Source organism: Micromonospora sp. NPDC047762 (genome assembly GCF_043204655.1).
Classification (GTDB): Bacteria; Actinomycetota; Actinomycetes; order Mycobacteriales; family Micromonosporaceae; genus Micromonospora.
The window spans coordinates 198,936-223,082 of sequence record NZ_JBIDCQ010000012.1; the positions used below are offsets into that span (position 1 = coordinate 198,936).

The window sequence follows — 24,147 nt, forward strand, 5'->3', positions numbered from 1 at the left end:
TGCTCTGGGTCGGGATCTGCCAACTACCCGAGGCCGGTCCCGATCAAACCGGACCGACAGCGGGGCGAGGCAGGTCACGTCGCCGCGACCCCAGGTCAGCGACGAGGCCGGCCGGTCAGGACGCCCAGGGTGATCATGCCGACGCCGAGCCCCAGATGCAGCCAGCCGTCGGCGTCGTTGACCGGCAGCACGTTCGCCCCGGTGTCGTGGTCCACCGCCAGCCCGTAGAGCCAGAGCACCAGATAGACCGCGCCGCCGCCGATCAGGAACGCCCGAGCACCGGTGACCGTCCGGGCCAGCAGCAGACCCACCACCCCGTACGCCAGGTGCACCAGGTTGTGCAGCACCGACACCTGGAAGACGCCGAACAGGTACGCGCCCGAGTCGTGGCCGGCGAAGCGCAGCGCGTCCATGCCGGTGGTGATCCCCGGCACGAAGCCGAGCACGCCGACCAGCAGGAACAGCACGCCCACCGTCGCCGCCGCGCGACGGACCGGCGGTTTGCCGTCGGCCGGGTTGGGTCGGGCCCGGGAGTGCGCCATCGGTCCGACCATTCCCGGCTCCTCGTCGCGCGGCGGGCATGAGCGCTGCCGGCTACCCGCCGGCGCGGCCGGCAAACCGGCTGGCACCGCCACCGGTCAGGCCGGCAGCAACCTCGGGGCGCTCGCCGACTGCCGGACCCGCTCGTACAGCTCGACGTAACGCTGCGCCATCACCGCAGGCGTGAAGCGCTGCGCGGCCACCCGCCGGCACTCGTCGGGGTCGAGCAACTCCGCGGCGAGGACGAGGTCAGCCAACTCCTCCTCGTCGGCGGTGAGCAGCCCGGTACGACCGTGCTCGATCAGCTCCGGCAGGCAACCCCGAGCGGTGGCCACCACCGGCGTACCCAGGGCGAGCGACTCGACGACAGCAGTGCCGCCCGGCTCCTCCCACCGCAGCGGGAACAGCGACGCGCGGGCGCTGGCGAGCAGGTCGTCGCGCTCCTGGCCGGCCACGGTGCCGACCCAGCGGACCAGGTCACCGTCGACGTGCGGTGCCACCTCGTCGAGGAAGAACCGTACGTCCGGGTTCTGCCGGGCCTCGTCGCCGGCAGCGGCCAGGTCGGCTGGCCGGTGATACGGGCCGACGGGGCCGGCCAGCACCAGCGGAATACCGACCCGGTGCGCGAGGCGGGCACCCACGTCCTGCCCCTTGCCCGGGTTGATCCGGCCCAGGATGAGCAGGTGCTCGCCCTTGTCCGGTCGGGGCCGCCGGTCGGCGTCGACGGCGAGCGGCGTGGACAGGTGCACGTGCCCCACCGAGTGCTCCCGCAGCGCCAGCGGGGCGCGGGCCAGCTGCGACGCGGAGACGCCGTTGACCCGGACCCGGTCGCCGCCGTCCAGGCTGCCGTAGAGCGCCGGGTGCTTGGCCAGGTCCCAGTGCAGGGTGTGCAGGGTCGGCGGCCCGGACGGCCCCATCGCAGCGAGGGTGGCCAGCCCGACCGCCTCGACGTGGTCGTGCACCAGGTCGATGTCGTCGCGGGAGTGCAGCTCCCGTACCACCCCGGCCAGGTGCGCCTGGGCGATTCCGCAGACCTGGTTGTACGGCCGCTGCAACGCGGCGAACTGGCCGTCGGCGAAGACCGAGACCTGCTCGTCCACCGGCAGGGTGCTGCTGCCCACCGAGGCGAGCACCACCCGTACGCCCAGTCGCCGCAGCTCCGGCACCAGCGTGGCGATGACGTTCTCGATGCCGCCGTAACCGGGTGGCGGCACCGACAGCCACGGCCCGGCGTTCATCAGCACGGTGAGGCTGCTGGCGCTCACGCGGCGGCCACCCGTCGGCGGGGCACCCGGTGGCGCAGTTCGGCCAACGGCGGGCGTTCCTCGATCGACACGTCGCTGACCACGATCTCGCGGTCCAGGTTCGGCAGGGTGTCGGAACCACCGCGACGGAACTGCGTCAGCAACGACTCCGGCGCGAACCCGGGGGTCGCCCAGCCGCGCCGTTGCAGCCGGGACCAGGCCGTCAGCATGATCTGCGCGGACATCCGGCCCAGGGCGGCGGTGTCCTGGTGGCGGTGCTTGCGCTCACCGAGGTCGACCTGCGCGAGCGCGTCCAGGCCGACCAGGTCGAGCAGGTCGATCATCATGGCCGTCTCCACTCCGTACCCGGAGACGAACGGCACCTGGGCCAGCACGTCCCGGCGGCCCGCGTACTCGCCGGCGAGCGGCTGCACGAAGCCGGCCAGCTCGGGCCAGAACAGATTGAGCAGCGGTCGGGCCATCAACTCGGTCACCCGGCCCCCGCCGTCCTGCTCCACGCTGGCGGTGCCCACCAGAGGGCGGTGGTAGAAGCCCTTCACGAAGTCGACAGACGGGTCGGTCAACAGCGGCCCGAGCAGTCCGCTCACGAAGTGCGGCCGGAACTCCCGCAGGTCGGCGTCAATGAACGCCACCACGTCTCCCTCGGCGGCGGCCAGCCCTGCCCAGAGTGCGTCGCCCTTGCCGGTCAGCCGGGGCAACCCCCTGGTCATCGCGTCCTGGCTGACCACCTCCGCGCCGGCGGCACGGGCCACCTGCGCGGTCCGGTCCGTCGAGCGGGAATCCACCACGATCAGCTCGTCGACCAGTGCGACCCGATCCATCAGGTGCTCCCGGATCGTCGACACGATCGCGCCGACGGTGGCCTCCTCGTTGCGCGCCGGCAGCACCACGCTGACCCGGGTCTCACCCTTGGCACGCATCAGCCGACGGGTCGGCCAGTCGGCCGCCGACGTCGTCCGGTACGTAGCCCACGCCTCGACCACCGGCGACACAGTCGATGTCATATCCCGCACGGGCACCCCTCCGTTCGTGCGTGGAAAAACCGAATTTGGTTGTTCCCATTCCTCATCACCCGCTAACCGCATTCTCGGCAACAGCTTGATCACAGAGGTGACGACAATTCGTTCCCGGGGGATGAACGTTTGATTGCGCACAGCTCAGGGGACTGCTCCCATCGCAGATGAAAAGTCTTCGAAGGGGTGTGGGGATGCGGAACTGTCGGGTGGGGCTGGTCGGAGCCGGCGGCGTGGCACAGCGTCACGCGCGGGTGCTGGCCGGGTTCGACGACGTCGAGCTGGTCGGGGTCACCGACGTGGCGCCGGAGGCGGCGTCCGCGCTGGCCGAACAGCACGGCGGGCGGGCCTTCGCCGACGTCGCCGCGCTGCTGGCCGCCGATCTGGACGCCGTGTACGTCTGCGTGCCACCGTTCGCGCACGGCCCCGCCGAGGAGGCGGTGATCGAGGCCGGGGTGCCGATGTTCGTGGAGAAGCCCGTCGCGGTCGACCTGCGCACCGCCGAGCGGATCGCCGACCTGGTCGCGCGGCGGGGGCTGCGCACCGCCGTCGGCCACCACTGGCGCTACCTGAGCGTGCTCGACCAGGCCCGCGACCTGCTCGCCGACCGTCCGGTGCGAATGGTCAGCGGCGCCTGGCTGGACAAGGTGCCCCCGGTGGCGTGGTGGTCGCGGCGGGACCGCTCCGGCGGGCCGGTGGTCGAGCAGGCCGCCCACGTGCTCGACCTGATCCGCGTGCTGGCCGGCGAGGTCACCGAGGTCACCGCGTACGGCAACGGCACCCCACCGCCGGTCGACGGCGCCGACATCGACTCGGTGACCACCGCCGCGCTGCGCTTCGCCGACGGCGCGGTCGGCACGCTCAGCGCCGCCTGCGTCCTCGGCTGGAAGCACCGCGCCGGCCTGGAGATCCTCGCCGACGGGGTGGCCCTCGCGATCACCGAGGAGGGGTTGTCGATCCGCGACGCCGACGGCGAACGACACGTCCCCGCCGACCCGGAAGCCGCCCGGGTGGCGGTGGACCGCGCCTTCGTCGACGCCGTCCGCGGCATCGGCGACGACGTGCGCGTGCCGTACGCCGAGGCCCTCGCCACCCAACGCCTGGCCCTCGCGGTCGCCGACTCGGCCCGTACCGGCACCACGGTGCGGCTCGCCACCGCGACCGCGCCGGCAGTGCTCACCAGCGGGGTGGCAGTCGATGCGTGACAAGGTCGTGGTGGTCACCGGCCCCGGCCGGGTCGACCTGGTCGAGCAGGACGCCGCCCCGCTGCGCCCCGGCACGTTCCGGGTCGAGACGCTGTTCAGCGGTGTCTCCGCCGGCACCGAGCTGAGCTACGTCAAGGGCACGAACCCCTACCTGAACGTCACCTGGAACCCCGACCTGGGCCTGTTCCAGCCGGGCGCGGCCAGCACCCCCTACCCGGTGACCCGACTCGGCTACATGCAGGTCGGCCGGGTGGTGGAGAGCGAGACCCCGGCCGTCGCGGTGGGCACGGTCGGCGCGATGACGTACGGGCACCGCACCGGCTGGCTGGCCGACCCGGTCGCCGAACGGTTCGTGGCGCTGCCCGACGACCTGGACCCTCTGCTCGGCGTCTACGTCGCGCACATGGGCCCGATCTGCGCCAACGGTCTGCTGCACGCCGCCGCCGACCTGCACGGCACCGACGTCCGCGCGCTCGGCGACGGGGTACGCGGCCGACGGGTCGCCGTCGTCGGCGCCGGTGTCGTGGCGCTGCTGACGGCGTTGTTCGCCCGACGCAACGGCGCCGCGTCGGTGGTGGTGCTCGACCCCACCCCGCACCGCCGCCAGGTCGCCGAGGCGCTCGGTCTGGAAACCCTCGACCCCGACGCGGACGACCCGGCGGTGGTGCTCAAGACCCGTTGGGCGCACACCGCCGGCGACCGGGGTGCCGATGTGGTGTTCCAGTGCCGGGGGCAGGCGTGGGCGCTGCACCTCGCCCTGCGGCTGCTGCGGCCCCAGGGCACCGTCATCGACCTCGCCTTCTACCAGGGCGGCGCGGACGCGGTCCGCCTCGGTGAGGAGTTCCACCACAACGGGCTGTCGCTGCGCTGCGCCCAGATCGGCCGGGTGCCTCGCGGGCTCGCGCCCACCTGGGACCGCGAACGGCTCTCCGCCGAGACCGTCGACCTGCTCCGGACGTACGGCGACGCGATCCGTAAGCATCTCGTCTCGGCGGTGGTGCCGTTCGACGAGGCGCCCGCCCTCCTCGCCGACCTGGCCGAGCGTCGTCGCCAGGAGCTTCAGGTGGTGCTCGCCACCTGAGCCGCCTTCGCCGCGTGCCGAGGGCGGCTACCGTTCGCGGCATGAGCACCGTGCAGGAACGGCCGGTTCCCGGCGACACCTCGACCGACCGGCCGGCCGGCGGCAACCCTGGGGGCCGGCCGGTCGGCCTGGCCGCGTTGCTGCCGTACCTGCGGGAGCACCGCGGCACCCTGGTCGTGGTGGGCGCGCTGTCGCTGATCGGCTCGGCGGCGTCGCTGGCACAGCCGCTGCTCACCCGGTCGGTGCTCGAGCGGATCGGCGCCGAGCAGGGCGTGTCCCAGCTGGTGGCGGTGCTGGTGGCCCTCGTGGTGCTCGGCGCGGCGATCGGTGGGCTGCGGGACTACCTGCTGCAACGCACCGCCGAAGGAGTGGTGCTGGGCACCCGGCGCCGGCTCGCCGGCCACCTGCTGCGGCTGCCCATCGCCGAGTACGACCGCCGCCGCACGGGCGACCTGCTCTCCCGGGTCGGCTCGGACACCACACTGCTGCGCGCCGTCGTCACCTCCGGGCTGTTCGAGACGGTCACCGGGGCGGTGACGGTGGTCGGCGCCGGCACGGCCATGGTGCTGCTCGACCCGCTGCTGTTCGGCGTCACCCTGCTCGGGGTGGCGCTGGGGCTGATCTTCGCCGCCACCTTCGCCCGCCGGGTCCGGGCGCTTGCCCGGGTCGCCCAGGAGCGCATCGGCGAGATGACCTCGGCGGTGGAGCGGGCCATCTCGGCGGCCCGGACCATCCGGGCCAGCCGCGCCGAGACCCGGGAGACGCAGACCGTCACCGGCAGCGCGCGCGAGGCGTACGCGGCGGGGCTGCGGGTGGCCCGGGTGCAGGCGTTGGTCGGCCCGATCGGCTCGGTCACCGTGCAGGGCGCGTTCCTGCTGGTGCTCGGCATCGGCGGGGCGCGGGTCGCGGCCGGGGCGATCTCGGTCGGTGACCTGGTCGCGTTCGTCATGTACCTGTTCCTGCTGGCGCTGCCGTTGGGGCAGGTGCTGCGGGCGTACACCCAGTTGCAGTCCGGCCTGGGCGCTCTCCAGCGGATCGAGGAGATCCTGGCCGTCCCCGCGGAGGGCGCGGACGACCGGCCGGCGCCCGGCAGCGCGACGGCGACCCCGCGCCGCCCGACCCCGATGATCGAGTTCGACCGGGTCGGCTTCGGCTACCCGGGCGGCGAGCCGGTGCTGCACGAGGTCAGCTTCGCGGTCGCCGCCGGCACCCGGACCGCCCTGGTCGGTCCGTCCGGCGCCGGCAAGTCCACACTGCTGGCCCTGGTCGAGCGCTTCTACGAGGTGAGCGCCGGCGCGGTCCGCCTCGACGGCACCGACGTACGGGACCTGCCCCGCGACGCGCTGCGGGCCCGGCTCGGCTACGTCGAGCAGGAGGCTCCCGTGCTGGCCGGCACGCTGCGGGAGAACCTGCTGATCACCACCCCGGACGCCAGCGACGACCGGTTGCGCGACGTCCTGGACGAGGTCAACCTGGGCCACCTGACGCAGCGCACCCCGCTCGGCCTCGACGTGCAGGTGGGCGAGGGCGGAGTGCTGCTCTCCGGAGGTGAGCGGCAGCGGCTGGCCATCGCCCGCGCGCTGCTCGCCGGCCCGCCGGTGCTGCTGCTCGACGAGCCGACCAGCAACCTCGACTCCCGCAACGAGGTCGCGCTGCGCCGCGCCATCGACGCCGTGGCCGTCCGCCGGACCCTGTTGATCGTGGCGCACCGGCTCGCCACCGTTGTCGACGCCGACCAGATCGTCGTCCTTGACGGCGGCCGGGTGGTGGCAGTGGGTACCCACGCCGAACTGACCGCCACCGACCCGCTGTACCGGGAACTCGCCAGTCACCAACTGCTGGTCGGGTGACCGACGCCCGGTCGCGGCGAACTTGCCGGGCGACCGGGCCGCGCACGCCGGCCAGAATCGCGTACCGTTGCCGCTCATGGGTGTGTCGCAACGGTTCAAGAGCAAGTTCCGGCGGTTCCTCCAGCGCCCCGGCTCGACCGTGGATCTTGCTCCGCTGGAGAAACTGCTCCCGGCGATCGAGGCGCGCGAGGCTGAGCTCACCGCGCTCGACGACGCCGAGCTGACCGCGGCCGCGGGTGCCGCCGCCGGTTACGAGGAGATCTGCGCCGTCGGCCGTGAGGCCGCCCGCCGCGGCCTCGACCAGCGGCCGTACGACGTGCAGCTGCTCGGCGCGATGTCGCTGCTCTCCGGCAAGGTCGCCGAGATGGCCACCGGTGAGGGCAAGACACTGACCGCGACGATCGCCGCGTACGGGCACGTCCGGCTCGGCAACGGCCCGGTGCACGTGCTCACCATCAACGACTATCTGGCCCGCCGCGACGCCCAGTGGATGGAGCCGGTCTACACCCTGCTCGGCCTCACCGTCGGCTGGGTCAACGAAGCCTCCACCCCGCAGGAGCGGCGCGACGCGTACGCCTGCGACGTCACCTACGTCTCGGTCAGCGAGGCGGGCTTCGACTACCTGCGCGACCAGCTGGTCACCGACGTGGAAGACCGGGTGCAGCCCGCGCTGACCACCGCCATCGTCGACGAAGCCGACTCGATCATGATCGACGAGGCCCGGGTGCCGATGGTCCTGGCCGGCGCGGTGCCGGGCGAGCAGGACCCGGTGCACGCCGCCGCCGCGCTCGTTCGTGGCCTGCGCAAGGGCAAGCACTACACGGTCGCCGAGGACGGGCGCAGCGTGGCGTTCACCTCCGCCGGCCTGGCCGCCATGGAGGCCAAGCTCGGCATCGACCTGTACGACGAGGAGCACGTCGAGCAGCTCTCCGCTGTCAACGTGGCGCTGCACGCGCACGCCCTGCTGCACCGTGACGTGGACTACATCGTCCGGGACGGCTCCGTCGAGCTGGTCGACGAGATGCGCGGCCGGGTGGCCCAGCGCCGCCGCTGGCCGGACGGTCTCCAGGCCGCTGTCGAGGCCAAGGAGGGGCTGGACGCCACCGCCGAGGGCGAGGTGCTCGGCACCATCGCCATGCAGGCGTACATCGCGCTCTACCCGAAGGTGTGCGGGATGACCGCCACCGCGGTGCTCGTCGGCGACCAACTGCGGGAGTTCTTCAACCTCGAGGTCGCGGTGATCCCGCCGAACACCCCGTGCATCCGCGAGGACGAGCCGGACCGCATCTACGCCACCCGGGCGGAGAAGGACGAGGCGCTCGTCGACGAGATCCAGCGCGCGCACGCCAAGGGGCGGCCGGTGCTGATCGGCACCCTGGACGTCAAGGAGTCCGAAGGGCTCGCCGCCGGGCTGAACGCCGCCGGGGTGCCGTGCGTCGTGCTGAACGCCAAGAACGACGACGAAGAGGCCACGATCATCGCCGAGGCCGGCGCGTACGGCGCGGTCACCGTCTCCACCCAGATGGCCGGCCGTGGCGTCGACATCCGCCTCGGCGGCAGCGACCAGACCGACCAGGAGCGGGTCGCCGAGCTGGGCGGGCTCTACGTGATCGGCAGCGGCCGGCACGACAGCCGCCGGGTGGACGACCAGTTGCGTGGTCGGGCCGGCCGGCAGGGCGACCCGGGCGGCTCGGTCTTCTTCGTCAGCCTGGAGGACGACCTCGTCGTCCGGCACGCCGCCGACTCGGTGCCGGCGTCGCCGCGGATGAACGCCGACGGTCTGGTGACCGACGAGCAGGTCGACTACGCGGTGGAGCACGCCCAGCGGGTCGCCGAGGGCGTCAACCACGAGATCCACCGCAACACCTGGCGCTACAGCGTGGTCATCGAGCAGCAGCGCAAGGCCCTTGCCGCGCGCCGGGAGCGACTGCTGACCAGCGACGTGGCCGCGGTGATGCTGCTGGAGAAGGAGCCCGAGAAGGCCGGCGAGATGGACGAGGACCTGCTCGCCCGTGCCGCCCGGTCGATCGCGCTCTTCCACCTGGACCGGCTCTGGGCCGAGCACCTGGCCGAGCTGTCCGAGGTCCGCGAGGGCGTGCACCTGCGCGCGCTGGGCCGGCTCGACCCGCTGGACGAGTTCCACCGGGCTGCGGTGCCGGCGTTCAACGACCTGATCCCGGAGATCGAGGCCCGCACCATCGCCACCTTCACCGAGACCGAATTCGATGAGGACTGGCAGCCCGACGACGGCACCCTGGTCCGGCCCACCGCCACCTGGACGTACCTGGTGCACGACAACCCGTTCGGGTCCGAGCTCGACCGTCTGATCGCGTCGATCGGGCGGCGGCTCGGCGGCGGCTCGCGCTGACGCATCGACCGCGTCGGGGCCCCGACCGCGCCTCCGCGCGCGACCGGGGCCCCGATTTACGCCGTTTCGACCCAGGTTTCCCAGGGTAGTAGGGCTGGTCGGTCGAGTCGGGAGAGAGCAGACGATGACACAGGTGACGAAGCGTACCGGGCAGGCGCGGGACGGCACGGAGGCTGCGAACCGGTGAACCTCGACACGCGGGAACCGGTGGTGCACACCCTTGGTGTGCTGGAAGCAGCCGCACTGTTGCGGGAGCTGACTGCCGGGCTGATCGCCCTGACCGACTTTGATGAGGCGCTGCTGGCCCTGGTCCGCGTCACGCGGGACGCCGTCGCCGGAGTGCGCTGGTGCGGGTTCACCGCCCTGCGGGCCGGCGAGCCGGCCGGGGTGGCCGCCTCCGACGAAGGGCTGGCCGGACTGGACGACCTGCGACACGGGCCGGACACGCCGGCGATGAGCGCGATCCACCTCCGCGAGATGATCCTCGCCGCCGACCTGACCGGTGAGCCCCGCTGGCCGGCCTGGACGGCGCACGCCCGCGACCTCGGCGTACGCGGGGTGATCTCCGCACCGGTCGACATCGACGACCAGGTCATCGGGGCGATCAACCTGTACGCCGCCGCGCCGGACCTGCTGACCCCGCAACACCAGTTGACCGCCATGCTGCTCGCCGAACACGCCGGTCTGCTGCTCGCCGCCGTCCGTGACCGCAACCGACAGCTCACCCTTGCCGGTGAACGGGACGCCTCACTCCTGCACGACGGGGTGGTGGGCCAGGCCGTCGGCGTCATCATGACGCAGCGTGGGTGCCCTCCGGCCGAGGCCCTCGACGTGCTGCGGACCGCCGCCTCGTCGCTGGACATCCCGCTGCGCGAGGTGGCCGAGCGCCTGGTCCGGACGGTCTCCCGCCAACGCGACAACTGACCCCGGGCGGCATCTCCACCGTGGCGCCGCCCGTGAGTCCTTGAACCCGGGTGTCGCAGTCGCGCGGACGCCCCGACTTCCGGGAACCCGAGTTGATCAGCGCTGGTCCGGCGGCGGCTCCGGTGCCCGTTCTTTCTGCTGCCGGCGAGTCGGGCGGCATCGTTTCGTCGCGACCGCCCTCGGGTAGCACTCTGGTCAGGCGAGCTGCGCCGACCCGGGGGAGGACCGATGCAGAGCCGGCTGCGGGTGCAGGGGCACCCGATCCAACCAATGCTCGTGACGTTCCCGCTCGGGCTTTTCGTCAGCGCCACCGTCTTCGACCTCACCGACGTCGTCGGCGGGCCCGCGTTCCTCGGCGAGGTCGGCTACTGGACGGGCGTCGCCGCGCTCGTCGCCGCCGCCCTGACCGCCGTGGCCGGCATGATCGACCTGTGGGACGTGCCGGGCGACCGTACCCGCCGCACCGCTGTCGCCTTCAACCTGGTGAACGCGCTGATGGCAGCCATGTTCCTGCTCACCTGCCTGGTCCGGTCACAATCCCCGCAGCACGGCGCGTCGGTCCCGATCCTGGCCACCGAGCTGGTCGCGTTGGCCGTCGGCGCGGTCGGCGTGCACCTGGGCGCACGGCTGATGCGTCAGTTCGACAGCGGACGTACCGAGACCGGCGGCCTGGACGCGCTCGCCGGCATCCGTACGGCTGGTCGGCCCACGATCCGCTGACACCTTCGCTCCCGAAGATCTCGCGCCTGCCACCTGGGCCGGTGCGTACCGACTGGGTTCAGACGGCACGGGTGCTGCGACCCGGCGGGACGTTCCTGTCCCAGCAGATCGGGGCCGGCACCATGCGGGAGCTGAGTCAGGCGATCCTCGGACCGTTGCCACCACCGACCCAGCGGCACCCCGAACACGCGGTCGCCGCTGCCGAGGCCGCTGGCCTGCGGGTGGTCGACCTGCGTCGGCCACGCTGCGGGGGACGTTCGCCGACATCGGCGCGGTGGTCTGGTTCCTGCGCAAGGTCATCTGGACCGTGCCCGGGTTCACTGTCGAGCGCTACCGCGCACCTCCGCGCGACCTCCACCACCGCATCGCCGAAGAGGGCCCTTTCGTCGCCCACGCCCAACGCTTCCTCATCGAGGCCACCCACCCCTGAACCACCCCACCCCCGTCCCGCCCCCGCCGAACCCCGGTCCCCGGTCCCCGGTCCCCCGCACGCGTCGATCTTGCACTTTCTGTCCCGGCAAAACCCATCCAGAAGGGCAATCCGACCACCGAAACTGCAAGATCGGCGGGGCGGGGCGGGGCGGGGCGGGGCGGGGCGAGGGCGGGGCGAGGGCGGGGCGAGGGCGGGGCGAGGGCGGGGTGAGGGCGGTGAGGGGGCGGGGTGGGGTGGGGTTAGTGGGGGTGGGTTTGGTGGTGGGTTGCCAGGACGTCGGCACCGAAGTCGCTGGCGGGGCGGCGCAGCACGGTGTGCGCGTGGTTGCCGTCCGCTGTGGTGTTGTCGTACTCGATCAGTAGGTCGTCGCCCTGTACCCGGTAGTAGTGCCGCCGCCCGGGGTGGGTCGGGCCGGCCCAGGCGAAGTGCAACGGGCCGGAGTCCAGTCGGGTCGCTTCCCGGATGGCCAGCTCGGGCGGCAACCGGTCGAGGTAGAGGGCGACCACCTGGTCGAGCAGGGCACGGCCGGTCGGTGCCAGCCGCTGTGCCGGTACGCCGAGGGGCTCCAGCGGCGCGTCGACCCGCCCACGGGTGGCGCTGATGATGTCCGCCGGCGCCTCGTCGGCGATGATCGCGGCGGCCCGCTCGGCGGGACCCAGCGCGTCGAGCAGGGCGCGGGCCAGGTCCTCTTCGACACCGAGTGGGCGGGAGACCGGCCGGCCGGCGTAGCGGACGGCGGCCGGGTTGGCCCCGAAGAAGATCGGCGCGGGGGAGACCTGACCGTCCACCACTGTCATGTTCACCGACAGGTGGTGCCCTTCGAGTCGCCACGCCCAACGGTCGTCGCGCGCGGGGTCACCGAACACGGCCACCCAGTAGTCGGCGCTGTGCCGCCCGCGCTGCCAGCCCTCGGCCCGGTCCAGCACCTCCTCCAGCGAGATGATCGCCATCGCCTGTGCGTACGCCGAGGGGCTGAGCGCGGTGGCCAGCAACCGGTGCGCGGCCTTGCGGGCGGTGACGTCGAGTTCGGCGAGGCAGACGCCCGGTCGGGGCCTGGGCCGGTATTCCAGCCAGCGTCGGGCCGCCTCGTCGTCGAACGAGTGCACGGCGCTCTCGCGGGCGGCGGGGTCGAGCGCGGTCAGCAGCGCGGTCGCGGCCGTCCGCATCTGCTCCGGCAGGGGATCTTCCACCGACCCTGTATACCGGCCGGCCGTGCCGGTGTCAGCCGACGCGCAGCAGCTCTGTCATCTCCGGCAGGTCGAAGAAGCGCGCCGTCTCGATGGCCGACGGGTTGCCGTGTGCCGGATCCGCGCCGGCGGCGAGGAGTGCGCGGACCGCTTCGGCGCTGCTGCGGAAGACCGCGGCTGCCAACGCGGTCTGACCTCGGTCGTTGGCTCGGGTGTGGTCGGCGCCGCGGCTGAGCAGGGCGACCACCGTGTCCGGGTGGGAGTGGTACGCGGCCAGGATGAGCAGCGTGTCGCCCTTGTCGTTGGTGAGGTTGACCGGCAGGCCGGCGTCGATCTGCGCCGCCAGTTCGTCGGTGACGCCGGCGCGGGCCAGGTCGAACATTCGGTGCGCGAACGCCAGCGTCTCGGCGTCGAGGTTCTCGGTCACCGGTCCAGGATAGGGCGTGTTAGCCGGATCCTCGCCGGCCCACGACGGACCCGGACGACGCCCGGCGGCGTTGGCTGGACGTCCGGATACAACACCGGTATCCGGACGTCCAGCCGCCGTGCCGGATCGCCGTCTGGGCCTCGTCCCGGCTCGTCGAGGATCCGGGAGACAACCCCAGCCACACCGGTCCTGATAGGTTGCTCGGCCGGCGCGCAGGGTGAGGGGTCCGATGGGTGAGACGGTGTACGTGGGCAACGCGGGCGTCGACGGCGCCACCAACGCTGGTTGGTTGCTCGGGCACTTCGCGCCGCCGGAGGAGATCCGGCACAGCACCGACGTCGAGGTGAAGTGGGGCGTGCATCCGCCCGGGCAGGCCCGGTCGCGGTGGGCGACCGGCGAGGTGCGCACCACTCTGCTCGTACTCGTCGAGGGGTGTTTCCGGGTGGAGTTGCCGGACCGGACGGTACGGCTGGCCGCTCCGGGCGACTACGTGGTGTGGGCGCGTGGGGTGGACCATTCCTGGTTCGCCGAGCGCGCGTCGGTGGTGTTGACAGTGCGCTGGCCCTCGTTGCCGGGCTATCGCACGGACCCGCCGGTGCTGCGCTGATTCACCCGAGCGGATGACCGGCGTCCCATCAGACGGAATTACCTACTAAACCTATAGGCTTTGCCGTCTAGAGTACGAGAGCACCCCGCCGAACGACCCGCGAGGAACCGCCATGACGCACCACCGTCCGGAGCCCGACCTGCTCACCGTTGCCGCCGGGTGGGCCGACCCGGCCGGCTGGCCGGTCGCGCTGCGCTTCGATCCAGCCGAGCGCTGGTACGCCCGCCTCGCCGTCGGCGACGAACACGAGGTGTGGGCGCTGAGCTGGCTGCCCGGGCAGGGCACCGACCTGCACGACCACGGTGGCTCCTCCGGAGCGTTCCGAGTGGTCAGCGGCGTGCTCACCGAGGAGACGGTCAGCGCCGGCCGACTGCGCCCCCGACTGTTGCCGGCCGGTGCGGGCCGTCGCTTCGGCCCCCGGCACGTGCACCAGGTGACCAACCGAGGCGTCGACCCGGCGGTCAGCGTGCACGTCTACCGCCCGGCGCTGCTGCGGATGACCCGTTATCACCTCCTCGACGGGCGGCTGCGGGTCGCCGAGGTCGCCGAGGCCGGTCGGTCCTGGTAGTCGCGCCCCCCGAGAACCCCCTGTCACCGGAAGGAATCCGAGAATGCAGACAACCGCCGAGCACTGTCCCGCCCCCGTGCCGCCACCGGGCTCCCGGGGCATCGACGAGATCCTGGCCGCCGCGCGGGCCCGGCTGCGCCGGCTGGACCCGGAGCGCGCGCACCTCGCGTACCGGAGCGGAGCGCTGCTCGTCGACATCCGCCCGGCGGCACAGCGGGCCGCGCACGGCGTGGTGCCGGGCTCTCTCATCGTCGAACGCAACGTGCTGGAGTGGCGCTTCGACCCACGCTGCGCGGCCCGGCTGCCGCAGGCCGTCGACTACGACGTGCCGGTGGTGATCCTCTGTCAGGAGGGCTACACCTCGTCGCTGGCCGCCGCCGCGTTGCAGGACGTCGGCCTGCACCGGGCCACCGATGTGGTCGGTGGGTTCGCGGCCTGGCGCATCGCCGGCCTACCGGCCCTCGGCCCGACCCCACTGCACCACCCTTCACCCCTCGCGTCCCCGGTCAACGCCGGGTGGGCGCGCCGCTGACCGTCACGCCACACCCGGCGTGGCGCGCGTACCGCCACTCAGGAGGCACCATGTCCGTCGTCGCCATCCCCACGCGCCGTCACCCCGGCGTGCGCCCGTCGGCCCGCCCGCGCACCAGCCCGACCCTGACCATCACCCTCGACCTCGTCCCCGGGCCGCTGAGCCCTCGACTGGCCCGGCTCGTGCAGCTGCTCGGCGAGCTGGCCGAATCCGGGGAGGGTCAACTGCGTGCCGTGGAGGAGCCCGCGTCGGGCCCGCGACCGGCCCCGCGCCCCGCCGCACCGGACCACGTCCGCATTCTGGCCGGCTCGCGAATGGTCCGCCAGGGCGACCGGGTCATCGCGCTGACCCGCATCGAGTACGAGCTGCTGCTGTTCCTGGCCGAGCGGCCCCGCCGGGTCTTCACCCGACTGCAACTGCTCTCCAGCGTCTGGGGCTACGAGCATGCGGTGGCCCGGACGGTGGACGTGCACGTCCGCCGGCTGCGCGCCAAGCTGGCCGGCTCGGAGGTGGTCACCACCGTCTACGGCGTCGGCTACCGGCTGGCCGACGAGGCCCTGATCAGCGTGGATCACAGCAGCTGAGCCCTGGTCCGGAGGCGATGTGACCGCCTGGTGAACCGGTCGGGGACCCCCGTAACGGGGCATGTCGACGACTCTGCTGTAATCATCAGCACTCGTACGCAGAGCGAGCATCCGGCTCCGATGCGTTCGTCAATTGTCACATTCATGCAACGCAGCCGCCTCTTGACCCTCGCCCAGGCGCCGGGAAGCATCGATGAAGCGGCGTCCCGGGCCGTGGGGAGATACCCGGACCAGCCCAAGGAGGACCATGTCGGTCAGCCCCGCCTCGTCGCGTGCCGGATGGCATACGTCCCAACCCGCGGTGCCCGGTCGACCTCCCGGCGGCCAGCGTCGCCCGGCGAACACCGCCGCGCCCGTGCTCACTGTGACGCTGTCCATCCCGCTGGCCTGTGAGGAGTCGCTGACCCCGGCGGCACGCCGGCTGTTGGAGGCCGCTCGCGAGATGCTGGAGCGGGGCGAAGGCGTGATCATCGGCTCGGTCCCGACCGAACGCCGCCCCGACCAGGCACCCGCCAACCGGTCGCCGGCCCGCCCGATCAGCCCGACCATCCCCGCCCTGCACATCCTCGCCTCGTCGCGCTCGGTGCTGCGCGACGAGGAGCCGCTGCCGCTGACCCGGCTGGAGTTCGACCTGCTGCTGCACCTGGTCGCCCACCCGCGCCGGGTGTTCACCCGCCTGCAACTGCTCAACGCCGTCTGGGGCTACGAGCACGCCGGCGTGCGCACCGTCGACGTGCACGTGCGTCGGCTCCGCGGCAAGGTCGGCGTCGACGTCCCACTGGTCACCACCGTCTATGGCGTGGGCTACCGGCTGGCCGACGACGCCCGGGTCACCATCGACCGCAGCGGCTGACCGGCGACACCCACGTACCCGGCGCGGGGCAGGATGGTCCGGTGCGCATCCGCCCCATCTCGCCCGACCTGCTCGTCACCGAACTGACCGGCCGGCTGGCCGACGCGGCGACCCGTGCCGCGAGCACCGCCGCCGGGCCCGCGCGGCTGCGGGTGGCAGTGGACGGCGCCCCTGCCGCCGGCGCCGACGAACTGGCCGCGGCGCTGGTCGACCCGCTGCGGGCGCAGGGCCACCCGGTGCTGCACGTCCGCGCCACCGACTTCCTGCGCCCCGCGTCGCTGCGCTTCGAGCTGGGGCGCACCAACCCGGACTCCTTGTACGAGGCCTGGGTCGACGAGGCCGGGCTGCGCCGGGAGGTGCTCGACCCGGCCGCTACGGGCGGCAGCGGCCGGCTGCTCCCGTCGCTCTGGGACGCCGACGCCGACCGGGCCAGCCGTGCCCGCTACGTCGACCTGGCACCCGGCGGTGTCGTCCTGGTCAGCGGCTCACTGCTGCTCGGCGGCGGCCTGCCCTTCGACGTGACCGTCCACCTGGAGTTGTCCCCGGCGGCGCTTCGCCGACGCACCGAAGCGGCCCAGCAGTGGGCGCTGCCGGCCTTCGACCGGTACGCCGAAGAGGTCGTACCGGCGAGCTTCGCCGACGTCGTGGTACGCGCCGACGACCCCCGCCGACCGGCGCTCGTGGAGCCCGGCGACAACGACTGACAACAACCGAGAATTTGTCGGTTTGCCCGGCTGGTCCGGCGGGTACTCGCCCGGCTCACAGAGCACGGGTGATCGCCCGCGCACCGAACGCGACCGTGACCGGGGCCCCGCGCCGCGGCACCCGGTTCACCTTGTGCCACAGGCCCAGGAAAGGCAGGCAGCGATGCTCGTCCACGACACGGTCGGTACGGCCCGGTCCCAGACGGAGATCGACCAGATCCGACAGTCGCTCCAGGCACGCTACGACGAGCTGACCGCGGAGTACGACCAGGCGGTGCTCCAGAGCCAGGTGCTGCGGCTGGTGGAGGTCGGCGACACCGCCGGCGACGACCAGGCCGACAGCGGCACCAAGACCGCCGAGCGGGACACCGCCCAGTCCCTGTTGCGCACCATCCTCGACCGCCGCGCCCAGTACGAGCACGCCCTCGGCCGGCTCGAGGAGGGCACCTACGGCTGGTGCGAGGGCTGCTCGGCGGCGATCCCGGTGGAGCGGCTGGAGATCTTCCCGTCCGCCACCACCTGTGTGACGTGCAAGCAGACTCGCGAGCGGCGGGCGGCCTGAGCCACCTCAGCGGTTGCCGGTCGGTCCGGGACGCGATGGACTTCAGCCATGGGTGACATCCTCGTGGGCACCGCGTCCTGGACCGACCGCACACTGCTGGACTCGGGGTGGTATCCGCAGACCGCCGACACCCCGGAGAAGCGGCTGGCCTACTACGCCAAGCAGTTCCCGCTGGTCGAAGTGGACGCCACCTACTACTCGCCGCCCGCCGAGGCGACCGCGCGGCTGTGGGCCGAACGCACACCGGCCGGCTTCACCTTCAACGTCAAGGCGTTCAGCCTGCTGACCGGGCACCCCACCCGGGTCAGCGCGCTCTACAAGGACCTGCGCCCGGAGACCGACAAGAAGAACGTCTACCCCGACGACCTGCCCGCGCAGTCGTACGAGGAGGTGTGGACGCGTTTCCTGTCCGCGCTGGACCCGCTGGTCCAGGCCGACAAGCTGGGCGCGCTGCTGTTCCAGTTCCCACCCTGGTTCACCATCAAGCGGGCCAACAAGCAGTACCTGCTGGAGGTGGCGAAGCGCTGCGCGCCGCTGCGCCCGGTGTACGAGTTCCGGCACGCCTCCTGGTTCGACGGCGACAACGCCGACGAGACCCTGGCCTTTCTGCGCGAGCACAAACTCCCGTACGTCTGCGTGGACATGCCGCAGGGCCACCGTTCGTCGCTGCCCCCGGTGCTGGCCGCCACCGCGGACCTCGCGGTCATGCGGTTCCATGGGCACAGCGACAAGTGGACCAGCAAGGACATCCACGAGAAGTTCGGCTACCACTACTCCAAGCGGGAGTTGGCCGACTGGGCCCCGAAGCTGCGCGAGCTGGCCGACCAGGCCGGGCAGACCCACGTCCTCATGAACAACTGCTACCGCGACTACGCGCAGACCAACGCGAAGACCCTCGCGGGTCTCCTCGACGCCGACTGACCTCACCCGATCCGGGTGGGGCCGCCTCACCCCACCGGCGGGCAGTGTGGGACGCGGTGGGTACGGCCGCCCGCGGACGGCCGACGCCGGAGACGACACGGAGGTGACGGGGATGACGGTTCGAGTGGTGACGGATCGACGGCGAGGTGCCGTCCTGCACGTGGTCGGCACGGCCGACAACGCCCGGCGCGCACCACAGGGCAGCCCGGTTCGGGCCCGCCGTGGCCCGGTGGGGCCGCCGCGCCGCGCCGACGACCGACGGTGGGACACCACGGAACGGGGGTCGACCGATGGCTGACTCGATGATCTCGGCGTTCGAGTCCTCGCTGGACAAGACGAACCTCATTCTCAAGGACATCGAGAACGCCTACGGCTGGCCGAAGGAACGGCGCAACCAGTCGTACGCGGCCCTGCGCACGGTGCTGCACCTGCTGCGCGACCGGCTGCCGGTGGACGAGAGCGTGGAGTTCGCCCAGCAGTTGCCGGTGCTGGTACGGGGCATCTACTTCGATGGCTGGGTGCCGTCCGACGTGCCGATCAAGCTCAACCGTGACGACTTCCTCTACGAGGTTCGGCAGGGCTTCCCGTACGACGCGGAGGGTGGCCCGGAGCGGGTGACGCAGGTGGTGCTGGACACACTGCGCCGCCACGTCACCCAGGGCGAGTGGCAGGACGTGAAGGACACCATGCCCAAGGATCTCGCCACGATGATGCCGTGACGGTCTGACACACCGCGAGCCCGCCCGACCGCTGTCGGGCGGGCTCAGTCGTCCTCGGCGGGCACCCGCGACACCGGGTGCCCGGCCCGGCGGGCGAGCGCGGCGAACGCCACGGCGTCCACGATCGCGGCGCCGCCCGGATCGTTGTTGAAGTAGACGTACGCCGGTTCGCCGGCGCCGAAGGCGTCGGTCAGCCGACCCACCCAGGACCGCAGCGCGGCCCGACCGTAACGCGGCCACGGCCGTGCGCGCCCCTCGTGCAGCCGCAGGTAGCCGAAGTCGGTGGTGCGCCAGCGGGGGGCGACCGGGCGCCCCAGCCGATCCGCCCAGACCAGCGCTGCCCGACGCCGTTCGAGGACCGCACGGGTGGCGTCGGTCCACCAGGAGGGGTGCCGGGGCTCGACCGCTACCCGCACCTGCGTCGGGAACAGTCGCAACGTCGCGTCCAGCGCCTCGACGTCCGCCCGCAGGTTCGGTGGCAGTTGCAGCAGCACCGGGCCGAGCCGGTCACCGAGCGCGGTGGCGCGGCCGAGGAACCGGGCCACCGGCTCCTCCGGGTCACGCAGTCGCTTGATGTGGGTGAGGTAGCGGCTCATTTTCACCGCCACGCAGAAATCAGCCGGGGTGCGCGCCCGCCAGGCGGCGAAGGTGTCCCGCTCGGGCAACCGGTAGAAGGCGTTGTTGACCTCGACCGTGGCGAACCCGGCTGCGAAGTGCTCCAACCAGAGCCGCTGCGGCAGCCCCTGCGGATAGAAGCGCCCGCGCCAGTCCCGGTACTGCCAGCCGGACGTGCCCACCAGGATCACCCACCCATCCTGGCACTCTCCGCCGCCGCTCGCGAACTGCCCGTGTCGCCCCGGTTCGGCGTCTACGGTGAGGGTTAGAGAAGATCGCGCGTGGGGTACCACCCGCAGCACGACGGACCCCGGCGTACGGCGGGGCGGCACACCCGAGGGAGTACCGATGGCACTCAACGATGACGACATGCAGACCACCGGCGGCGGCGGCGCGGAGGGTCCCGCCGACGGCGGCGCGACCCCCGGTCAGCACGACGGTGGCGCCGACGGCGGCGCGGAGGGTCCCGCCGACGGTGGTGCCACCCCGGGTCAGCACGACGGTGGCGCCGATGGCAGCGCGGAGGGTCCCGCCGACGGTGGTGCCACCCCGGGTCAGCACGACGGTGGCGCCGACGGCGGCGCGGAGGGTCCCGCCGACGGCGGTGCCACCCCGGGCCAGCAGGACGGTGGCGCTGACGGCAGCGCCCGGTAGCGGCTCGCCATGACCTACCTCGACCCGCCGGGCGGCCACCACGGTCGCCCGGCGGTTGCGTCCGCCGGGGCCACCGCGGCGCTGGCCCGATGCGTCTCGGTCGAACCGGCCAAGTTCGCCGCCGCGCACTGGGGGCGCAACCCGCTGCTGTCCCGAGCCGCCGAACTGCCCGACCCGGCCGGCTTCACCGACCTGCTCAGCCCCGCCGACGCCGACGAGTTGCTGAGCCGGCGCGGTCTGCGTACCCCGTTCCTGCGCGTCGCCAAGGACGGCCAGCTGGTCGCGGCTTCGCGCTGGACCGGCGGTGGCGGCGCGGGCGCCGAGATCGGCGACCAGGTGCTCGACGAGCGGGTCCTGGAGCAGTACGCGTCCGGGGCCACCCTGGTGTTGCAGGGGTTGCACCGGATCTGGCCGCCGCTCATCGACTTCGCCCGCGACCTGGGCCTCGCGCTCAACCAGCCGTTGCAGATCAACGCGTACCTGACACCGGCCGGCAGCCAGGGCTTCGCCACCCACTACGACACCCACGACGTGTTCGTGCTCCAGGTCGATGGCCGCAAGCACTGGCGGATCCACCCGCCGGTCCTGCCCGACCCGTTGGAGAAGCAGCCGTGGGGTGGACGCGCCGACGAGGTCGGCGCCACCGCGCAGGGTCCGGCCGCGCTGGACGTGGTGCTCGCCCCCGGTGACGCCCTCTACCTGCCCCGGGGGTGGCTGCACAGCGCGCAGGCGCAGGACGCCAGTTCGTTGCACCTGACCGTGGGCATTCGCGCGCTCACCCGCTACGCCCTGGTCGAGGAGTTGCTGGCGCTGTCCGCCGAGGACCAGCGACTGCGGGCCAGCCTGCCGTTCGGCACCGACGTCGCCGACCCGGACGCCATCGAGCCGGAGCTGACCGAGACCGTGGAGGCGCTGCGGGACTGGCTGCTGCGCGCCGACCCGAGCGCCGTCGCCGCGCGGTTGCGCCAGCGCGCCTGGCCGGCCGCCCGCCCAGCGCCGATCCGACCGCTCGCCCAGGCCGACGCTCTGGCCACACTGGACGCCGACTCCCGGCTCACCCTGCGACCGGGCCTGCGTTGGCAGCTCGTGCCGCACGGATCCGACACTGTGGCGCTGCGGCTCTTCGACCGCACCATCACCCTTCCGGCGAACTGCGAGCCGGCCGCACGCGCCCTGCTCAGCGGACTGGTCACCCGGGTCGGCGACCTGCCCGGCCTGCCCGACGACGCCGACCGGGTCACCCTGGCCCGCCGCCTGCTCCGCGAGGCCGTCCTGATCCCGGCCTGACCGGTCGCATCGAGGGCGGGCGCAGCGTCCTGGGCACACCCTGCCCAGGGCGCTTCACGTCCCGAGGACCTGGTGAACGGTCAGTGACACCAGACGCGACGTCCTGTTGGATGTGGGGGACGGTGCCGCGAAGGGATTCGTCCATGGGTTCTGATGGTCGTCGCTCGGCCGGATGGGTCGTGGCCGGTGTGCCGATATTGGCTGCGCTGGGAGGTCTTGCCGCCAACGCGGCTTCCGACCAGCAGCGTTGGCCCAGGGTCCTTGAGCTGGTGCGACAGAATCCGTGGTTGACCTTGGGCGTCATAACTCTGATGTGTGTGGGGTCCGAGGTGGTGTTGCTGTGGCCGCGCCGGAGATCCACGAGCGTTGTCCCCGCCGTGACTGAGCAGCCGGGCCCGCGTCGTATGCCGAATCGGAATCCGTTGTTCACCGGCCGGGAACAGGTACTGGACGAACTTCACCTGCGACTCGCATCATCTGTCGTCTGTCTGCACGGCATAGGTGGTTCCGGTAAGACAAGTCTGGCAGTCGAATATTCGCACAGATTCAAAGAGCGTTTTTCCGTGATTTGGTGGATCGCTGCCGAACAGCCTCCGCTCGTAACCGAACAATTGGCGGCGTTGGCTGTCGAAGTGGGTGAAGCAACCGAAGGAACACCGGTCAAGGATGCTGCCGAGAAGGCTCGGGGCTGGCTGCGCGGCCACCGGGGCTGGTTGGTGGTGTTGGACAACATGCCGGGAACCGAGCTCGTCTCGCCGGCAATTCCCGATGGTGCTGGTCAAGTGCTGATCACCTCGCGAGCCAACTACTGGAATCAGCTAGGAGCGTTGATTCAAGTGGATGTATTCTCCCGGACAGAGTCGGTGTCCTTATTGACAGCGCAGCTGAGCGGGATCAGCCCGTCGGACGCGGACAGGGTCGCGAACGCGGTGGGCGATCTGCCCCTGGCGGTAGCGCAAGCAGCGGGTTTCATGGTGGCAACGGGCATGCGGCCCAGTGAGTACGTCGATGCGATCGAAGCACATGCGATCGAGATTCTGGACCGCGGCAGGCCGGTCGGATATCAACTGTCGTTGGCCGCGGTGGTCGCGCTCTCCGTCGAACGGCTCAGTGTTGAGGACCCCGTCGGGGTCAGCATCCTGAATCTGTGTTCGTTCCTGGGACCAGAGCCGATTCCCTTCACCTGGCTCACCCGTATGCCGCAGGAGGGAAGTCGAAGCGCCCTCGCCAAGGCCTCACCCGTCACACTGAGGTCATCGGTGGGGCGGCTGGTGGAATTCGGCCTTGCGCGGCTCGACTCGGACGGGGGGTCGCTCGTGGTGCACCGCACGACGGCGGCAGTCGTGCGCGATCTGCTCAGCGTACGGACGCGAAGCAGGCAGTGGCAGTTGGCCGGTGAGTTGCTCGCCGCGAACCGATCCGACGACCCCTCTGAGTTGACCCTCTGGCCGCTGTGGTCCATCCTGACGGCTCACGTTGGCCCGCATCTACGGCTGGCCCCCGGACCCGCTGACGCGGGCAGCCAGAATTATCGAAGTGTCGTTCTCGATGCCGCCCGATATCTGGAGCTGTCCGGACAGGCCGCATCAGCGAATGAGCTCGCCCGGACCGCTCGCGAGAGATGGACTCAATCGCTGGGCAGCGACGATCTGGATGTCCTGCGGGCAGCTCGGCGTCAGTCGGCGACGCTTCCCCCGGCGCATCCCGACGCGTTGGGCATCGAGACGGACACACTTGCCCGCTTGCAGCGCCTGCTCGGTCCGGACGATCCGGAGACCCTGTCTTCGGCTGGCAACTGCGCCAGGGCCATGGCCGACCTCGGGAGATTCGAGGACGCACGGCAGTTGAACCGCGACACTCTCACTCGCCTGCGGCGGATCTTCGGTGACGATGATCCCAAGACTCTGCTTTCCGCCAACAATCTGGCTAATCGAATGTCCGAGCTTGGTGAACACGAAGCTGCGAGAGCTCTGCACCGCCAGATTCTGGACCGCCGGGAAGTCGTGCTTGGTCACGATCATCCGGACACCCTGATTACCAAGGCCGAACTCGCTCTCGACCTCGCGAATCTCGGAGAACTGGACGAGGCGAGGACGTATGGGCGCCTGTCCCTTGCTGAGCTCAGCCGCAGGCTTGGTCCCGACCACCGCAGCACTCTGCAGGCGGCGGCCATCCTCGCTGACATTCTGCGCCGGCAGGGGAGTCTCCAAGAGGCGCGCGCTCTTGACGAGGAGACTCTCCAACGTCGCAGGCGGGTGTTGGGCACAGACCATCCCGAAACCTTGGCCCTGGCTCAGAGCCTTTTTCCGAACTCGTCCGCACAGGGATGAGCCGGGAGTGCCGGTGTCTGGCTAAGGGACGTCTCGTAACTGGGTGAAGGTGTTGCCTTGGGCGGGCCGGTGGTCAGCCGGTGAGGATGATGTTGTGGAGGTCGGCGATGCCGGAAGCGGCGTCGGCCAATGTGTGGCCGGCGCGGCGATAGTCGCGCAGGATCTTGAAGTTCTTCATCCTGGCCAGGGCGTGTTCTA

26 protein-coding genes and 1 pseudogene are annotated in these 24,147 nt (G+C 71.9%); 20 read left to right on the forward strand and 7 right to left on the reverse strand.

All coding sequences use genetic code 11. The annotated features are described in order from the left end of the window. Positions 1 to 95: 95 nt before the first annotated feature. From ACGF3C_RS30355 to ACGF3C_RS30365, 3 genes are all read right to left on the reverse strand, one after another. Positions 96 to 554, reverse strand: a complete 459-nt coding sequence (locus ACGF3C_RS30355; protein ID WP_393227147.1) for a DUF4383 domain-containing protein — start codon at positions 552 to 554, stop codon at positions 96 to 98. A gap of 84 nt (positions 555 to 638) precedes the next feature. Continuing rightward, entirely contained in the window at positions 639 to 1,778 is a 1,140-nt protein-coding gene (locus ACGF3C_RS30360) for a glycosyltransferase (RefSeq protein ID WP_393227177.1), read from the reverse strand. 23 nt (positions 1,779 to 1,801) lie between these two features. Beyond that, a complete protein-coding gene (locus ACGF3C_RS30365; protein ID WP_393227179.1) occupies positions 1,802 to 2,809 on the reverse strand; it encodes a glucosyl-3-phosphoglycerate synthase in 1,008 nt (335 codons plus the stop codon). 203 nt (positions 2,810 to 3,012) lie between these two features. Here ACGF3C_RS30365 and ACGF3C_RS30370 point away from each other — a divergent pair, with 203 nt between their 5' ends. The 7 genes from ACGF3C_RS30370 (at position 3,013) to ACGF3C_RS30400 (ending at position 11,396) form a co-directional block, all read left to right on the forward strand. Beyond that, complete coding sequence (locus ACGF3C_RS30370; protein ID WP_393227149.1) at positions 3,013 to 4,023, forward strand: Gfo/Idh/MocA family protein; 1,011 nt, start codon at positions 3,013 to 3,015, stop codon at positions 4,021 to 4,023. Then, on the forward strand, positions 4,016 to 5,104 hold the full coding sequence (locus ACGF3C_RS30375; RefSeq protein ID WP_393227151.1) for a zinc-binding alcohol dehydrogenase: 1,089 nt from the start codon (positions 4,016 to 4,018) through the stop codon (positions 5,102 to 5,104). Before ACGF3C_RS30370 ends, ACGF3C_RS30375 begins: the two co-directional genes overlap by 8 nt. A gap of 41 nt (positions 5,105 to 5,145) precedes the next feature. Continuing rightward, positions 5,146 to 6,954, forward strand: coding sequence for an ABC transporter ATP-binding protein (locus tag ACGF3C_RS30380; protein WP_393227153.1), 1,809 nt, complete (start codon positions 5,146 to 5,148; stop codon positions 6,952 to 6,954). Positions 6,955 to 7,030: 76 nt separating this feature from the next. Continuing rightward, positions 7,031 to 9,322 carry an accessory Sec system translocase SecA2 gene (secA2, locus tag ACGF3C_RS30385; protein ID WP_357204195.1) on the forward strand — a complete coding sequence of 764 codons (2,292 nt, stop codon included), beginning with the start codon at positions 7,031 to 7,033 and terminating at the stop codon, positions 9,320 to 9,322. A gap of 183 nt (positions 9,323 to 9,505) precedes the next feature. Next, positions 9,506 to 10,246: a GAF and ANTAR domain-containing protein gene (locus ACGF3C_RS30390; RefSeq protein ID WP_393227155.1), complete on the forward strand. Its 741-nt coding sequence runs from the start codon at positions 9,506 to 9,508 to the stop codon at positions 10,244 to 10,246. A gap of 228 nt (positions 10,247 to 10,474) precedes the next feature. After that, on the forward strand, positions 10,475 to 10,966 hold the full coding sequence (locus tag ACGF3C_RS30395; RefSeq protein ID WP_357204199.1) for a DUF2231 domain-containing protein: 492 nt from the start codon (positions 10,475 to 10,477) through the stop codon (positions 10,964 to 10,966). A gap of 274 nt (positions 10,967 to 11,240) precedes the next feature. After that, positions 11,241 to 11,396 carry a hypothetical protein gene (locus ACGF3C_RS30400; RefSeq protein ID WP_357222351.1) on the forward strand — a complete coding sequence of 52 codons (156 nt, stop codon included), beginning with the start codon at positions 11,241 to 11,243 and terminating at the stop codon, positions 11,394 to 11,396. 242 nt (positions 11,397 to 11,638) lie between these two features. Here ACGF3C_RS30400 and ACGF3C_RS30405 read toward each other — a convergent pair whose 3' ends face one another. Together ACGF3C_RS30405 and ACGF3C_RS30410 are read right to left on the reverse strand one after the other, a co-directional pair. Then, a complete protein-coding gene (locus tag ACGF3C_RS30405) occupies positions 11,639 to 12,589 on the reverse strand; it encodes a DUF3500 domain-containing protein (RefSeq protein WP_357222353.1) in 951 nt (316 codons plus the stop codon). Between the two features lie 31 nt (positions 12,590 to 12,620). Continuing rightward, a complete protein-coding gene (locus tag ACGF3C_RS30410) occupies positions 12,621 to 12,968 on the reverse strand; it encodes an ankyrin repeat domain-containing protein (RefSeq protein WP_393227181.1) in 348 nt (115 codons plus the stop codon). A 274-nt stretch (positions 12,969 to 13,242) separates the two neighbouring features. On the opposite strand from ACGF3C_RS30410, the gene ACGF3C_RS30415 reads away from it, so the two are divergent. From ACGF3C_RS30415 to ACGF3C_RS30460, 10 genes are all read left to right on the forward strand, one after another. Further along, positions 13,243 to 13,620 (forward strand): signal peptidase I, encoded by a 378-nt coding sequence (locus ACGF3C_RS30415; protein WP_393227157.1) that lies wholly within the window; start codon positions 13,243 to 13,245, stop codon positions 13,618 to 13,620. Positions 13,621 to 13,732: 112 nt separating this feature from the next. Further along, positions 13,733 to 14,188: a cysteine dioxygenase family protein gene (locus ACGF3C_RS30420; RefSeq protein WP_357204208.1), complete on the forward strand. Its 456-nt coding sequence runs from the start codon at positions 13,733 to 13,735 to the stop codon at positions 14,186 to 14,188. Between the two features lie 43 nt (positions 14,189 to 14,231). Beyond that, entirely contained in the window at positions 14,232 to 14,720 is a 489-nt protein-coding gene (locus tag ACGF3C_RS30425) for a rhodanese-like domain-containing protein (RefSeq protein ID WP_357204210.1), read from the forward strand. A 50-nt stretch (positions 14,721 to 14,770) separates the two neighbouring features. After that, the gene (locus ACGF3C_RS30430; protein WP_357204212.1) at positions 14,771 to 15,304 is read left to right on the forward strand and encodes a winged helix-turn-helix domain-containing protein; all 534 of its coding nucleotides are present in this window, start codon (positions 14,771 to 14,773) and stop codon (positions 15,302 to 15,304) included. A gap of 247 nt (positions 15,305 to 15,551) precedes the next feature. After that, positions 15,552 to 16,157 (forward strand): winged helix-turn-helix domain-containing protein, encoded by a 606-nt coding sequence (locus tag ACGF3C_RS30435; RefSeq protein ID WP_355007887.1) that lies wholly within the window; start codon positions 15,552 to 15,554, stop codon positions 16,155 to 16,157. Positions 16,158 to 16,198: 41 nt separating this feature from the next. Next, positions 16,199 to 16,861 carry a uridine kinase gene (locus ACGF3C_RS30440; RefSeq protein WP_393227160.1) on the forward strand — a complete coding sequence of 221 codons (663 nt, stop codon included), beginning with the start codon at positions 16,199 to 16,201 and terminating at the stop codon, positions 16,859 to 16,861. A 163-nt stretch (positions 16,862 to 17,024) separates the two neighbouring features. After that, complete coding sequence (locus tag ACGF3C_RS30445) at positions 17,025 to 17,423, forward strand: TraR/DksA C4-type zinc finger protein (protein WP_124823205.1); 399 nt, start codon at positions 17,025 to 17,027, stop codon at positions 17,421 to 17,423. 48 nt (positions 17,424 to 17,471) lie between these two features. Next, positions 17,472 to 18,344, forward strand: coding sequence for a DUF72 domain-containing protein (locus tag ACGF3C_RS30450; RefSeq protein WP_393227162.1), 873 nt, complete (start codon positions 17,472 to 17,474; stop codon positions 18,342 to 18,344). A 112-nt stretch (positions 18,345 to 18,456) separates the two neighbouring features. After that, a complete protein-coding gene (locus ACGF3C_RS30455; RefSeq protein WP_112676583.1) occupies positions 18,457 to 18,642 on the forward strand; it encodes a hypothetical protein in 186 nt (61 codons plus the stop codon). Beyond that, on the forward strand, positions 18,635 to 19,063 hold the full coding sequence (locus ACGF3C_RS30460; protein ID WP_347661067.1) for a DUF2267 domain-containing protein: 429 nt from the start codon (positions 18,635 to 18,637) through the stop codon (positions 19,061 to 19,063). The genes ACGF3C_RS30455 and ACGF3C_RS30460 overlap by 8 nt, the downstream gene beginning before the upstream one ends. 44 nt (positions 19,064 to 19,107) lie before the next feature. Here ACGF3C_RS30460 and ACGF3C_RS30465 read toward each other — a convergent pair whose 3' ends face one another. Then, positions 19,108 to 19,869, reverse strand: a complete 762-nt coding sequence (locus ACGF3C_RS30465; protein ID WP_357235388.1) for a DUF72 domain-containing protein — start codon at positions 19,867 to 19,869, stop codon at positions 19,108 to 19,110. Between the two features lie 157 nt (positions 19,870 to 20,026). Here ACGF3C_RS30465 and ACGF3C_RS30470 point away from each other — a divergent pair, with 157 nt between their 5' ends. From ACGF3C_RS30470 to fxsT, 3 genes are all read left to right on the forward strand, one after another. Next, positions 20,027 to 20,332 carry a hypothetical protein gene (locus tag ACGF3C_RS30470; RefSeq protein ID WP_091408405.1) on the forward strand — a complete coding sequence of 102 codons (306 nt, stop codon included), beginning with the start codon at positions 20,027 to 20,029 and terminating at the stop codon, positions 20,330 to 20,332. Between the two features lie 9 nt (positions 20,333 to 20,341). Beyond that, positions 20,342 to 21,619 carry a cupin domain-containing protein gene (locus ACGF3C_RS30475; RefSeq protein WP_393227165.1) on the forward strand — a complete coding sequence of 426 codons (1,278 nt, stop codon included), beginning with the start codon at positions 20,342 to 20,344 and terminating at the stop codon, positions 21,617 to 21,619. A gap of 143 nt (positions 21,620 to 21,762) precedes the next feature. Continuing rightward, positions 21,763 to 23,949, forward strand: a complete 2,187-nt coding sequence (gene fxsT / locus ACGF3C_RS30480; RefSeq protein WP_393227167.1) for an FxSxx-COOH system tetratricopeptide repeat protein — start codon at positions 21,763 to 21,765, stop codon at positions 23,947 to 23,949. A gap of 73 nt (positions 23,950 to 24,022) precedes the next feature. Here fxsT and ACGF3C_RS30485 read toward each other — a convergent pair. Next, a pseudogene (locus tag ACGF3C_RS30485) lies at positions 24,023 to 24,147 on the reverse strand (IS5/IS1182 family transposase); the annotation flags it as partial.